This window comes from Fredinandcohnia quinoae, from assembly GCF_022427965.1.
Lineage (GTDB): Bacteria > Bacillota > Bacilli > Bacillales > Bacillaceae_L > Ferdinandcohnia > Ferdinandcohnia quinoae.
On the sequence record NZ_JAKTTI010000046.1, the window covers coordinates 1 to 14,844 of the forward strand.

The 14,844-nt window shown below is 35.3% G+C and carries 12 protein-coding genes; 9 read left to right on the top strand and 3 right to left on the bottom strand.

From position 1 onward, the window contains the following. Positions 1 to 96 precede the first annotated feature (96 nt). Positions 97 to 1,356, bottom strand: coding sequence for a tyrosine--tRNA ligase (gene tyrS / locus MJG50_RS19745; protein ID WP_240257495.1), 1,260 nt, complete (start codon positions 1,354 to 1,356; stop codon positions 97 to 99). A 152-nt stretch (positions 1,357 to 1,508) separates the two neighbouring features. Between tyrS and MJG50_RS19750 the strand changes: the two genes are divergently transcribed. From MJG50_RS19750 to MJG50_RS19760, 3 genes are all read left to right on the top strand, one after another. Further along, a complete protein-coding gene (locus MJG50_RS19750) occupies positions 1,509 to 4,496 on the top strand; it encodes a transglycosylase domain-containing protein (RefSeq protein ID WP_240257496.1) in 2,988 nt (995 codons plus the stop codon). A gap of 133 nt (positions 4,497 to 4,629) precedes the next feature. Continuing rightward, a complete protein-coding gene (gene megL, locus MJG50_RS19755) occupies positions 4,630 to 5,817 on the top strand; it encodes a methionine gamma-lyase (RefSeq protein WP_240257497.1) in 1,188 nt (395 codons plus the stop codon). A 29-nt stretch (positions 5,818 to 5,846) separates the two neighbouring features. Beyond that, complete coding sequence (locus MJG50_RS19760) at positions 5,847 to 6,311, top strand: hypothetical protein (protein WP_240257498.1); 465 nt, start codon at positions 5,847 to 5,849, stop codon at positions 6,309 to 6,311. Positions 6,312 to 6,382: 71 nt separating this feature from the next. Here the strand turns inward: MJG50_RS19760 and MJG50_RS19765 are convergent, their stop codons facing one another. Further along, a complete protein-coding gene (locus MJG50_RS19765; protein ID WP_240257499.1) occupies positions 6,383 to 6,862 on the bottom strand; it encodes a GAF domain-containing protein in 480 nt (159 codons plus the stop codon). A 148-nt stretch (positions 6,863 to 7,010) separates the two neighbouring features. On the opposite strand from MJG50_RS19765, the gene refZ reads away from it, so the two are divergent. Further along, positions 7,011 to 7,664, top strand: a complete 654-nt coding sequence (refZ, locus tag MJG50_RS19770) for a forespore capture DNA-binding protein RefZ (RefSeq protein ID WP_240257500.1) — start codon at positions 7,011 to 7,013, stop codon at positions 7,662 to 7,664. Here the strand turns inward: refZ and hisJ are convergent. Continuing rightward, complete coding sequence (gene hisJ, locus MJG50_RS19775; protein ID WP_240257501.1) at positions 7,657 to 8,475, bottom strand: histidinol-phosphatase HisJ; 819 nt, start codon at positions 8,473 to 8,475, stop codon at positions 7,657 to 7,659. The genes refZ and hisJ overlap by 8 nt on opposite strands. 175 nt (positions 8,476 to 8,650) lie before the next feature. Between hisJ and ezrA the strand changes: the two genes are divergently transcribed. The 5 genes from ezrA (at position 8,651) to mbcS (ending at position 14,806) form a co-directional block, all read left to right on the top strand. Continuing rightward, positions 8,651 to 10,339, top strand: coding sequence for a septation ring formation regulator EzrA (ezrA, locus tag MJG50_RS19780; RefSeq protein WP_240257502.1), 1,689 nt, complete (start codon positions 8,651 to 8,653; stop codon positions 10,337 to 10,339). 90 nt (positions 10,340 to 10,429) lie between these two features. Beyond that, complete coding sequence (locus MJG50_RS19785; RefSeq protein ID WP_240257503.1) at positions 10,430 to 11,572, top strand: cysteine desulfurase family protein; 1,143 nt, start codon at positions 10,430 to 10,432, stop codon at positions 11,570 to 11,572. A gap of 6 nt (positions 11,573 to 11,578) precedes the next feature. Next, entirely contained in the window at positions 11,579 to 12,781 is a 1,203-nt protein-coding gene (gene thiI, locus MJG50_RS19790) for a tRNA uracil 4-sulfurtransferase ThiI (RefSeq protein WP_240257504.1), read from the top strand. Positions 12,782 to 12,885: 104 nt separating this feature from the next. Then, on the top strand, positions 12,886 to 13,086 hold the full coding sequence (locus tag MJG50_RS19795; protein ID WP_240257505.1) for an alpha/beta-type small acid-soluble spore protein: 201 nt from the start codon (positions 12,886 to 12,888) through the stop codon (positions 13,084 to 13,086). Between the two features lie 142 nt (positions 13,087 to 13,228). Beyond that, positions 13,229 to 14,806 carry an acyl-CoA synthetase MbcS gene (mbcS, locus tag MJG50_RS19800; protein ID WP_240257506.1) on the top strand — a complete coding sequence of 526 codons (1,578 nt, stop codon included), beginning with the start codon at positions 13,229 to 13,231 and terminating at the stop codon, positions 14,804 to 14,806. Positions 14,807 to 14,844 lie beyond the last annotated feature (38 nt).

Consider the following 14,844-nt stretch of genomic DNA (forward strand, 5'->3'; position numbering starts at 1 on the left):
TTAACCATTTTCATGCCTGGGTTGGGAGTAAAAATTTAATCATGTTAGTTTTTATAGAAAAAGATAGGCAACGGAAATTCGTTGCCTAATCCATATTTAGTATTTAATTAAGAAATACTTCTTCTTTCCTCTACGGATAACAGTAAATTGATCTTCGATTCGATGTTCCTTTGTAATGACACTCTCAACGTCTTGCATTCTTTCACCATTCACATATACTGCGCCATTTGAAATATCTTCACGAGCTTGGCGCTTTGATGGAGAAATTTTACTCATAACTAACAGGTCTACAAGACTAATCTCTGGATCACCATTATATTCAAATGATGGAACATCCTTAAAACCTTGTTTAATTTCATCAGCACTTAATTCACTAATTGATCCACTGAACAGAGCAGTTGAAATTTTAACAGCCTGTGAATATGCTTCTTCTCCATGAACAAGTTTAGTGACTTCTTCAGCTAATGCTTTTTGTGCTAGTCGCTTTTCAGGAGCTGTCTCAATTTCATTTTTAAACTGTTCAATTTGTTCTTTAGATAAGAAAGTGAAATATTTCATATATCGAATTACATCGCGATCATCTGTATTAATCCAGAATTGGTAGAATTCATATGGTGAGGTTTTATCCTTGTCTAACCAAATTGTTCCACCTTCTGTCTTACCAAATTTTGTTCCGTCTGCTTTTGTTACAAGTGGAATCGTTAATCCAAATGCTTTAGCATCATCAACAGTTTTACGAATTAATTCAAGTCCTGCTGTAATATTTCCCCATTGGTCACTACCACCGATTTGAAGCTTACAGCCCTCATTTTCGTAAAGCTTAAGAAAATCATAGGACTGTAAAATCATATAACTAAACTCGGTAAACGAAATTCCAGCATCAAGACGAGATTGGACAGAATCCTTTGCAAGCATATAGTTCAACCCAAAGCTCTTTCCAATATCACGTAAAAATGTGATTAGATCAAGCTTTCCAATCCAATCAAAATTATTTGCAATTTTGGCTGGATTACCTTCCGCTTCAAAATCTAAAAATTGGGATAATTGACTTTTAATACTTTGACTGTAATGTTCGACAATATCTTGAGAATTCAAGGTTCTCTCAGCTTTCTTTCCACTTGGGTCCCCAATAAGTCCTGTTGCTCCGCCAACTAATGCAATTGGCTGATGGCCTGCCATTTGAAATCTTTTCAAAGAAAGAATCCCAACTAAATGCCCAATATGTAAGCTATCTGCAGTAGGGTCAAAACCACAGTATAATTTTACCTTCTCATTATTTAATAAAGTTCGTAAACCATCCTCATCAGTTATTTGATTTAATAATCCTCGATACTCTAGATCTTGTAACACATCCATACTATAATCTCCTTTAATAAAACCTCTTTTTTAATATAGCTTTTTCTATCATATCATATTTTTATTGTCAAATTAATTACTTGAAATTCATAAAAGAATACAAGACTCGTCTTGGTTTATGCTATAATATACTTGATTTTAGGGGGATGAGTATGAATTTTAATAAATCTAAATTTTTTGAAAATATTAGAACAATTTGGAGTTCTGTTACTAAGAATAAAGCAGTAAAAGCTATATCTGGAAGAAAGGCTGTGAAAGGTGCAAGAATTACATATGGAGTCGTATGGAATCTGATCTTGCTATTTTTTATTATTTCGCTTCTAGGTATAGGGTTTGCAGGTGGAGTTGGTGCTGGCTATTTTGCTTCATTAGTTAAAGATGAACCAATTCGGTCTTACGAAAGTATGAAGAAGGACATCTATAATTATGAAGAAAATACAGAAGTTTATTTTGCTAATAATGTTTATCTTGGACAGCTTCGATCTGATCTTCAACGTGAAGAAGTACAACTAAAAGATGTTTCCAAATACTTAATTGATGCGGTAATTGCTACTGAGGATCAATATTTTTATGAACATGATGGTGTTGTCCCAAAATCACTTCTTCGTGCAATTGTTCAGGATGTTACAAATTCTCCGGTTCAAACTGGGGGAAGTACACTTACTCAACAACTAATTAAAAATCAAATTTTGACAAGTGAAGTATCCTTTGATCGAAAAGCAAAGGAAATATTGATTGCATTAAGATTAGAGCGATTTTTCAATAAGGATGAGATATTAGAAGCATATCTGAATGTCATTCCATATGGACGTAATTCCTCTGGACGAAATATCGCGGGGGTTCAAACGGCTGCCCAAGGTATTTTTGGAGTTGATGCGAAGGATTTAAATTTAGCCCAAGCGGCATATATTGCGGGAATTCCACAAAACCCATATACCTATACTCCTTTTTCAAATAAAGGTGGCAAATTAAAAGAAAATCTTGAACCTGGTTTGACGAGGATGAAGACTGTTTTAAGTCGAATGCTTTCAGGAGGTTTTATAACTCAAAAGCAACATGATGAGGCACTTGCTTATGATATTAAAGCAAATTTTGTCCCTGCTAAAGAATCCCCAATGGAAAGCTATCCTTGGTTAACAGCAGAAGTAGAAAAGCGAGCAGCAATTATTCTAGCTGGTATTTTAGCAGAAAAAGATGGATATGAGGAAAAGGATTTAGAGGCTGATACTGAACTAAATGATTATTATTTGGCAGTTGCCGATAAGAACTTACGACAAAATGGATATAAAGTCTATACAACAATCGACAAAGATGTATATGACAAAATGCAAGAAGTTGTGAAAAACTTTAAATATTATGGTCCTGACTTAACCGAAAAGAAAAAAGACCTTGAAACAGGTGAGTATGTTAAGGTAATCGAACCAGAGGAAACAGCTTCTTTTCTGCTGGAAAATAAAACAGGTAGAATTATAAGCTTTGTTGGTGGTCGAGATTTTGAACGGGAACAAACAAATCATGCACTTGGGTCAACTCGCCCAAATGGTTCAACAATGAAACCACTATTGGCATATGCTCCAGCAATGGAACTTGGGAAAGTTCAGCCAGGTAGTGTAATTGCCGATGTTCCTGTTAAATACCCTCAATTTGGTGGTTGGGCACCAAACAATGTTGATAATGACTTTGATGGTTTAATGTCTGCAAGACATGCGCTAAAAATGTCAAGAAATATTCCAGCTATTAAAACGTATATAAATAATATGGACCAGCAAATTCCTTATCTTGAGAAGATGGGCTTTACTTCATTGGTTAAAGAAGATTATGGTGCACCTGCTTTAGCAATAGGTGGTATGACAAAAGGTGTATCGGTTGAAGAAAATGTAAATGCGTATGCGACATTTGCAAATGAAGGAAAGTTCATCGATGCATATATGATTGAGAAAATTGTGACAAAAGATGGTGAGGTCGTCTTCGAACATGAAGTTCAACCAGTTGATGTATTCTCTCCGCAAACAGCATTTTTAACAATTGATATGATGCGTGATGTTATCAGTGGTGGTACTGGTGCAGCAGTAAATAATTATTTGAAATTTAATGCAGACTGGGCTGGTAAGACGGGTACATCTCAAAAGTATGAAGATATATGGTTTGTTGCGACGAATCCGAATGTTACATTTGGTACATGGCTTGGTTATGATACACCGAAATCGGTAGCAAAAAATGCCCATGGACTAAATTATTCTAGAAGAAATATCATGTTATGGGCTGAACAAATGAATGGGGTTTATGAGGTTAAACCAGAGCTTGTAGCTCCTAGTGAACGATTTAAAATGCCAGGTGGAATTGTAAAACGTTCATATTGTGGCTTATCAGGTCTTGTTCCTTCTGCGTTGTGCTCGGAGGCTGGACTAGTAGAATCAGATTATTTCAATGCTAACTATGTTCCAACTAAAGTGGACGATAACTTAGTGAAAGGAAAGTATATTGCGGTAGATGGGAAAGCATATCGAGTCCCAGATAGTGCACCAAAAGAATTTGTACAAGAAGGAATCATGATCAAAAAGGAATTCCTGGAGGCCAATGATTTAAAAGATACAAATGCTATTGAAAAATTACTACCAGATTCGAGTCGTTGGAAAAATCTTGTTGTTACGGAAACTGAGGATCTAAAAGACAACGGTTCTTCTCCTTCACAGGTTGCTGGTGTAAAAATATCCTCTGGCAATTTAACATGGACGAAGCACGCACATAATGATGTGATAGGATACAGAATATATACGGCTGCCAACCATACGACTGATTTTAGAAAAATTGCAAGTGTGCCGTCAACGAAGGATTTACGATACCAAATCGGAAATTCCGTTGCAGCTTATTATGTTACCGCGGTAGATGTTGCAGGAAATGAAACCCCTATGTCGCAGTCACTTATCGTTAAAAATGGGGATTACCAATCAGAAAAACCTGTAGATGTTACCCCGCCACCGATTGATGGAGATGATGGAGATGATGGTGATGATAGCGATGGTGGGGACGACAATGATAATGGTAATGGCAACGATAATGGCAGTGGAAACGGTAATGGCAATAATAATAATGAAAATGGCATTAGTAATGGTCGAGGAAAGAATGGAAAAGGAATTTAATATAAAGAGGTCTTCCGAATATGGGAGACCTCTTTATTCTTTAATAATTCAAGTAATCCGCTGTGAAAATAGAAAACGCTTTCAAAATAAAAGGATTTATCATATGCTAATGATAGATAGGGGGAAGAAACTTATGAACAAGGAATTTAAGAATTTTGATACACTGGCGATTCACGGAGGATATGAGTCTTTAAAGCATAGTGGGAGTTTGACACCACCATTATATCAAACATCAACATTTACTTTTGAAACAGCCGAACAAGGAGAAAATCGATTCGCTGGAACTGAAGAAGGTTATATTTATTCACGCTTAGGAAATCCAACTGTAAAGGTATTAGAGGACAGAATTGCTGTTCTTGAGGGTGGTGAGGCTGGATTAGCATTTGGTTCAGGGATGGCAGCTGTCTCAGCAGTTTTACTGGGATTAACTAAAACTGGGGACCACATTCTATGCTCAAAAGGATTGTATGGCTGTACATTTGGTTTGCTGGAAATGATGGAGGAAAAATACAATATCATTCATGATTTCAGTGACATGAGTACGGAAGAAGATATCCTTCAGAAAATAAAACCAGCAACAAAAGTGATATATGTTGAAACACCGATTAATCCAACTATGAAACTAATTGATCTCCAAATGGTAGTTAAGGTAGCGAAGCAACATAATATTGTAGTAGTAGTAGACAACACATTCAGCTCCCCATACCTGCAACAGCCTATAATGTTAGGTTGTGATATCGTCATCCATAGTGCGACGAAATATATTGGTGGACATGGTGATGTCATAGCTGGTTTGGTAGTGGGTAAACAAGATTTTATTAATGAATTAGCGATGACCACTAAGAAAGATATTGGTGGAATCATTTCACCTTTTGATGCATGGCTTCTTATAAGAGGACTAAAAACACTATCTGTAAGAATGGATCGTCATTGTCGAAATGCGAAGGAAATTGCACAACTTTTAAAAGAACACCAAAACGTTAGTGAAATCTATTACCCAGGAGACCCTGACAATCCGGATTATGCGATTGCACAGAAACAAATGAGTCAGTCGGGGGGCTTAATCTCATTCACAATTAAAGGTACAAAGAAAGATGCACAAAAATTAATGAATGATTTAAAATTAATCAAAATTGCGGTTAGTCTTGGGGATACAGAGACGCTCATCCAACATCCTGCCACAATGACACATGCTGTCGTACCAGAAGAATCTCGACAAGAAATGGGGATTACAGACAATCTTATTAGACTATCGGTTGGTCTTGAAGCATGGGAAGACATTTGGAATGACTTAGAACAGGCATTGAAAAAAGTAAGATGATTCCTATAACTTGATAGGAGTGGTTTTAATTGAAAAGAATGATAATAACCATATGCGTTATTTTTCTTTTACTAGTGGGATGTAATATGGAGGTTGATGAATTCTTAAAAGCACCATTAGTTAAGATTGATAATCAAACGATTCAATTATATGAAAGTGCATCGTGTAAAAAAAGAGGTAGCATGACAAGGTGTACGGATATGCCCACTCCTGAAAAAATAGTAGAAAATAAAGAGGCTTCTGTAGTATCAAAGGATAAGAAATTAAAGGTAATAATGTCTAAAGAAGTTGCAACAGGTGAAGGGAAGACATTACATGTTTCTTTTCTTAAAGAAGGAAAGGCAATAACGACACTAACAGCTGAAAATGAAATAGAGGAACAAGTTATTACTGAAGTAGATTTACCTCAGGAAGTAGGGGTATATGTAGGGAATATTTATTTGCAATCAGGAAATGAGTATACAAATTACGTTTTCAAATTAGATATCAGATAATAGAATATCTAAGTAAAGAGAGGGTGCCCGTTTAATTAAGGCATCCTCTTTTTATGAAATAATTTAGTATTTTATATATACTGAGTTAGCACAGCTACAAATTCCTCTAAATACTTCTGATCAATTTCATCAAATCGATTCGTAACTGGACTATCGATATCTAAAACTCCATATACATTCCCGTCCTTGATAATTGGAATGACAATCTCAGATTTTGAGGCGCTATCACATGCGATATGACCAGGAAACTGATTGACATCAGCGACTCTTTCAGTTGTCTTATTTTGTGCAGCAGTACCACAGACACCACGTCCAAATGGGATTCTAACACATGCTGGTAACCCTTGGAATGGACCTAATACTAGTTCGTTTCCATCATTTAAATAAAATCCCACCCAGTTAATTGTATCTAAAAATTGATTGAGCAATGAAGAAGCATTTGCTAGATTTGCGATTTCACTCTTCTCATCTTCAATCAAAGACCGAAGTTGCTTAATAAGAAGTTGATAATTTTCTTCTCTATTTCCTTTGTAATGTTCGACTTGAAACATGAAAATCCCCCTCAATGTGAGTTAATACTACATAATATTATCAAAAATTAATTTTCCGTGCATGACTTGTCGATGAAAAAATAAAGGAATCTACTGCCAATCTTAGAATTGTATAATTAAATACAAAAAAATTAGAGGGTGCAAGTAGATGAAAAACAATAATACGAAGCAAAATATTAAAAACTCTGCAGCATTTTTATTCAATACTAAAGGTTTCGCAGGTACTTCAGTTCGCGAAATTGCAAATAGAGCTAAAACGAATGTATCCAATATCTCATATTATTTTGAGAACAAAGCAGGGCTATTAGAACATCTCGTATCAACATATTTTGAAAGTTATATAGCAATCATTGAGCAGGCATATATAGAGTTAGATAGTCGCTCTGCAAGGGAATGTCTAATCTTAGTTATAAGAGGCATTATGAATTACCAAAAAGAAAATCGCCATCTTACAAGATTTGTTCTTAGGGAAATTACATTAGATTCCACCCTAATCCGTGAAATCATGACTACCTATATGACAAAAGAAAAATATTATTTGCAAGCCATATTTGAAAAAGGAATTCATCAACAAGAATTTAATTCAATCCCTATCCCCTATACAATTATGCAGCTTAAGGGAATGCTTTCTATGCCGTATTTGTATCCGCAGTATATGGCTGAGGTTCTTCACATCATGCCTTATGAAATGTATGTTGCTGAACAGTATAGCCGTGAAATTGAAAAATGGGTGAATCATACAATTTGTGTGCCGAATGAAAGAGTAAAAGAGAAATTACTTCGTATACCGGTTACTATTTAGTTGGTGAAGTGAGTATTTCTCTTAGTAAAAGTGATTCATATCCTTGATTCAAATCCTTCGACCTATGGGCATCAGATCCATAAATAAGAGGGATCTTTCGCTTGATTGCTTCTTCAATCACCCAATTTGGTGGATATGGTTCCTTACAAAGAGGCTTATTGATACCTGCGCCATTGTAATCGAGCATAAGTTCATTTTCTGCAATTTGGTCAAGAATTGACAAGATATTATTTGTAAAGCTACTAGTAGGTTGATACTTTTTTTGAAATTTATGAACAAGTGTAATATGACCAATCCTTTTTGGCTTATATTTACCTAAGTCTGATGTGATAGATTGTAAAAGAGTATCATAATAAGCGTCATAAATGTGATTGATTGAAGAGTAGTCCTTAATCATCTGATTAAACATATCAGGACTATAATCTACGCAATAATATTGAGTTCCTTTTTTTAAAAAATGAACTGAGAGAATACTATCATCTAAAATAGGTCCGTATTCGTTTAAAAACGTAGTAGTTTCCTCTTCAAATCCTTCAATAAAATCGACTTCAAGACCTATGTTAATTTTAATATCACGTTCAAATCTTTTTTTCAGAATAGATAGCGTTAAAAAATAATCCTCGAGCAATGAAGCGTCCATACCACTGTCGGAATTTGGAGTTGGATCAGTAAATCCTATTGGAAGTGGAGCATGCTCTGTAAAGGAAATTTCCTCATAACCTAACTGAATGGCCCTATTAATATAGTCCTCAAAATCGTCCTTTGTTCCGTGTGGACAAAAGGGTGTATGTACGTGCCCATCCATCTTCATCGACTAAATCCCTCATTTTTCTATAATATCTGTAAAAAATTTTAAAATTGTAGTCAAAAATTGTCGTTTACATGGTATCATAAATACATTAAAAATTATTATATAACATTTTAATATTTATTACATACATTCACTTATGATAGATTGATTGAATTGGGAAGCTAGGGGGCTAATTATGGAAATCATAATCGGCATTATTGTTGTAGTGGTTGGAGTTATCATTTTTGGTTTTTACTCAAGGAAAAAAATATACAAAGAAGTTGATAGGTTAGAAGCGTGGAAGATTGATATGATGAATCGTCCAGTAACCGATGAGATTTCAAAAGTAAAAGAATTAAATATGACTGGACAAACAGAAGAGTTGTTTGAACGTTGGAGAAGAGAATGGGATGAAGTTGTAACTGTGGCTTTACCTGATGTCGAAGAACTACTTTTTGACGCAGAGGATTATGCTGATAAATATAGATTTACGAAAGCCAAAAAGGTAACTGGGCAGATTGAAGCAATTCTAAATACAGCTGAATCAAATATTTCAAAAATTTTAGAAGAACTAAAGGATCTGGTCGGTAGTGAGGAAAAAAATCGAGTTGAAATAGATGAACTAAAGATTCATTATCGGGAGCTAAAGAAAACATTGCTTGCACACCGACACACATTTGGAAAATCTGAAATTAAGCTTGAAAGTAAATTAGATGAAATTAATGGGAAATTTGCAGAATTTGAAGATACAACTAACCATGGAAATTATTTTGAAGCTAGAGAAATCGTGCTAATTATTAAAGACAGCTTACAAACAACGCGTGAGCAAATGAATGATATTCCAGATGTTCTTCAAGCTTGTCAAACGACGATTCCTAATCAGTTGGATGAAATTTTAGAAGGACATGCCCAAATGGGGATTGATGGATTTTTATTGGATCATATCCATGTTGAAAAAGAGATTGAACAGCTTAGAAGTAAGGCAGCAGACTATATTATAATGACTGAAAATCTTGAAGTGGAAGAAGTTAAAAAGGGAATTGAAGAATTAAAGGAATCAATGGATACCCTTTACGACTTACTTGAGGAAGAAGTCAAAGCGAATCAGTTTGTAAATACAGAAACAGAAGAAATTGCTAAGAGCCTTGAAGATTTAGTGGAAAATAGTAAGAAAACCGAGGATGAAACAACGTTTGTTCAACAAAGTTACAGATTAACTGAAGATGATCTTGATAGGCATCGAAATATAGTTAAGGAAATTAAGCAACTTGTAAAACAATATGTATTCATCCAAAATAAATTAGATGAGGATCATATTGCATATTCTATCATTCGGAGTGAGCTAGAAAATATTTATCGGGGTATCCAAAAAGTTAAGGAAGACCACTTTTCATATTCTGAAATGCTTCAAACACTTAGAAAAGACGAAATGCATGCAAGGGAAAAGATTTCTGAGATGAGAAAGACATTAATTGAAGCAAATCGAATCATTAATAAAAGTAATATTCCTGGTCTACCACAGAAATATACTGAATTAGTGGCAGATGCAAAGCATAGTTTAACCCAAGTGGTCTTGAAGCTTGAGGAAAAGCCACTTAATATGAATGCTGTGAATAATACATTGCAAGACGCTCTTGATCTTATTACAAAAACATATGAATCAACAGAGGAAATGATTGAACAAGTGTATTTGGCTGAAAAAGTAATTCAATATGGAAATCGCTATCGCAGAAGGAATCAAACAATTGCTGAAAGCCTTCAGGAAGCCGAACTTTCGTTTCGAAACTATGATTATGCACTGGCATTGGAGCAGGCAGCGACAGCTATTGAGGATATTGAACCAGGAGCATTAAAACGAATTGAAAAATTAATTGAGATGGAATAGTGTAAATATAGGTCTTCTATTTTAGTGAATAGAAGGCCTATATTTTTTTAATGTAATTTATATGGTATGATTTTTTAAGAGGTGTTAGTGATGATTTATTTGGATAATAGTGCAACAACTGAGCCTTATGAGGAAGTTGTCGAGTCATATGTTAAGGTCGCAAAGAGTTATTTCGGTAATCCTTCGTCTCTGCATGGGATAGGGGGGCGTGCAGAACAATTATTGACACAATCTCGAGCTCAAGTTGCTAAGCTTTTACATACAAAACCACAGGAAATTATTTTTACTTCAGGTGGTTCAGAAGGAAATAACTTGGCAATAAAAGGTGCCGCACTTCAATATCAGGGAAGAGGGAAACACATCATTACATCAGCAATTGAACATCCTTCTGTCAGTGAAGCATGTAAGCAACTGGAGCAGCTCGGATTTGAAGTGACCTACTTACCTGTTGATAAAAATGGATTAATTTCGGTTGACGGATTAATAGATGAAATCAGAAATGATACGATACTTGTGTCGATTATTCATGTGAATAATGAGATTGGAACGATTCAGCCAATTGAAGAGATAGGAAGAGTATTAAAAAGGTACCCTAAAATTTTGTTCCATGTTGATCATGTGCAAGGACTAGGTAAAGTACCCACGAATTTTGAAGAAGCTCATATTGATATGTGTACAATTTCTGGTCATAAATTTAATGGTTTAAAAGGGACCGGTATTTTATATAGTAGACAAGGTGTGCAATTATCTCCACTAATTGCAGGTGGGGGTCAGGAACTGGGAGTTAGATCTGGAACTGAAAATGTTGCTGGGATTGTTTCGATGACAAAGGCATTAAGAATGACACTGGAAGATGAGACGTTTAAAATTAGGCATATTTCTGAACTGAAAAGGGCAATAATAGACGGCTTGTTGCAAATCGAAAGTGTATCAATACATACACCACATCAGTACAGTGCACCACATATTATTAATTTTTCGATAAGTGGATTGAAACCTGAGGTTTTTGTTCATTTACTAGAAGAAGAAGGAATAATCGTTTCGACAACATCTGCATGTTCATCAAAAAAGAATTTGCCAAGCAAGACATTACAGGCAATAGGAATACCAATTAAGCAAGCAAATAGTTCAATCCGAATTAGTTTGTCTGCAAGTAATAAAGTTGAAGAGGTTCCTATACTTCTGAAAGCTATTCAACAGGCAATTACGAAATTAGAAAGTGTAATGAGGTAGAGAATAATGGAATATGATCGCATCCTAATACGTTTTGGGGAAATCTCCACAAAAGGACGAAATCGTCATCAATTTATTGAACAGCTAAGAAAAAATATCCAAACAAAGTTATCTGACTATAAAAAAATTACAATTCATAAAACAAGGGATCGTATCTATTTAAAATTAAATGGCGAATCCCATGAAGAAATAATCAATGGTCTTAAGGGGATTTTTGGTATTCAATCATTTAGTCTAGCGATGAAGGTTGAAAGCGAAATAAATCTAATAAAAGCTGGAGCATTGGCTGCATATCAACAATTAGAAAATAAGGGGATCACGTTTAAAATTTCTGCAAAAAGATCGGATAAAACATTTCCTTTGAACACAAATGAATTGAATTATGAATTGGGAAGTCATCTATTGAAAAATATAGAAGGGTTAAAGGTAGATGTACATAATCCTGATGTTAATATAAAGGTTGAGGTTCGTAAGGGTGTCACCTATATTACATGTAAGGATATTCCTGGTGCAGGTGGATTGCCAGTAGGTATAAGTGGAAAGGCGATGCTCATGTTATCTGGTGGATTAGATAGTCCTGTTGCTGGATTTTTATCAATGAAGCGGGGATTAGAAATTGAGGCTGTTCATTTCTACAGTCCTCCTTATACCAGTGAAAGATCCCGACAAAAAGTAGTGGATCTAGCACAGGAGTTAACAGAGTTTAGTGGGAGTATTAAGCTTCATATTGTACCGTTCACTGAAATTCAACAGGTTATTCAACAGCAAATACCTGAAAATTACACATTAATTTCAACGAGAAGACTGATGCTTAAAATTGCAGATGAAATCCGAAAATTGAACAACGGGTTGGCTATTGCAACAGGTGAAAGTCTTGGCCAGGTTGCAAGTCAAACATTGGAGAGTATGTTCGTCATTAATGAGGTCACTTCAACTCCGATGATTAGACCGCTTATTTCAACAGATAAAACGGAGATTATTGAAATTGCTCGAAAAATAAATACGTACGATATTTCAATCAGACCTTTTGAAGATTGCTGCACAATTTTTACGCCTGCATCACCGAAAACGAAACCAAAACTGGATCGAGTAAAATATTATGAAAGCTTTACTGATTTTGAAGGTCTAATTGCTGATGCAATTAAAAATACAGAAGTGTTATATTTGAATCATACAGGTCAATATGTAGATGATGACAATTTATTTTAAACCTTTTGGAGAATCGTGTCTTTCCTGTGAACAATTACCATAGTTTTAAATGAATGATGCCATGTGATTTTACACATTCTATACTCACAAGGAGGTGAAGTCACATGGCAAGCAACAATTCAAATCAACTTGTAGTAGCTGGTGCACAACAAGCAATTGACCAAATGAAATATGAGATTGCATCTGAATTCGGTGTTAACCTTGGTGCAGATACAACTTCCCGTGCTAACGGATCTGTTGGAGGGGAAATTACGAAACGTTTAGTATCTTACGCTCAATCACATATGGGCGGAGGTTCATTCTAAAAAACAATAATAAATATAAATGGCAAAAGGACGGGGTAATTCCCGTCCTTATTTTAATTTCCAAAATAATTTTCCAAATTATTATGAGTTTTTGATATAATTTGAATTGAACGACTACATACAAGCTTGGGGAGGAAAAATCGTGAAAAGAGAAGATTTGATTGCACCCTTACACTACAATCTGGTTCAAGAGGTTGAAGATTTTACGACGGATCAATCGAAAATCGCTTTAAAGTGGGAAGACGAGCTTGGCAATAAGAAAGAAATTACATATGCAGAGTTAATAAAAAGAACAAATCAAATCGGAAATGCATTCCTTCAACATGGTTTAAAAAAGGGCGATACAGTGTTAGTCATCGTTCCGCGTTTAGTAGAAGCATATATGGTTTATCTAGGTGCGTTAAAGGCTGGACTTGTTGTTATTCCTAGTTCAGAAATGCTTCGTTCCAAAGATTTGCAATATCGGATTACCCATGGTGATGTAAAAGGAATAATTAGTTATTATCCTTATGTTGATCAGTTTTCCACAATCGAAAATATAAATGACCTCCAAACATTTATTGTTGGAAATGATAAAGAAGGCTGGATAAATTTGGACAAAGAAATGATGGCTCAAAGTATTGAACTTGAGGTAGCTCAGACAACAAGAGATGATACTGCATTTTTATCTTATACTTCTGGAACAACAGGTAATCCGAAAGGGGTCGTGCACACGCATGGCTGGGCATATGCTCACCTTAAGACAGCAGCACCACATTGGTTGGGTATAAGTGAAAATGATACAGTATGGGCAACAGCCGGCCCAGGTTGGCAAAAATGGATTTGGAGTCCATTCGTCTCCGTATTATGTAGTGGAGCGACAGGATTTGTATATCATGGTAAATTTGAGCCGAATAAATATTTGCAGCTGTTAAGTGAATATGAGGTTAATGTATTATGCTGTACACCGACGGAATACAGATTAATGGCAAAGGTTGATAATATCTCAAGCTACTCTTTACCTGCATTACATAGCGCTGTATCAGCAGGCGAGCCATTGAATCGTGAAGTAATCGAAACATTTAAGCGTGAATTTAACGTAGATGTACGGGACGGATATGGTCAAACTGAAAATACCCTTTTAGTTGGTGTGATGAAGGGAATGGAAATAAAGCCAGGTTCAATGGGGAAGCCTACACCTGGAAATCGAGTAGAAATCATTGATGAATATGGAAAACCTTGTGAAGTTGGTGAGGTTGGTGATATTGGTGTACACGTTGAAACACCGGCTCTTTTTAAACATTATTATAAGGATCCTGAAAGGACAGCTTCACAATTTCGCGGTGAATATTATATAACGAGTGATAAAGCAAAAAAAGACGAAGATGGTTACTTTTGGTTTGAAGGTCGTGGTGATGATATTATTATTAGTTCAGGCTATACAATCGGGCCATTTGAAGTGGAAGATGCCCTTGTGAAACATCCATCAGTAAAAGAATGTGCAGTTGTAGCAAGTCCTGATGAAGTACGTGGAAATATTGTAAAGGCATTTGTTGTATTACGGGAAGGTGTAGATTCTTCAAGCGAAGGGTTAATTAAGGATTTGCAGGAACATGTCAAAAATTTAACTGCACCATATAAGTACCCTCGAAAGATTGAGTTTATTGATGATTTGCCAAAAACAACTTCTGGGAAAATAAGAAGGATTGAATTAAGACAAGCTGAAGCAAATAGGGCATAATGAGTATAAATTAGAAGCAGATAGTGCAACACTATCTG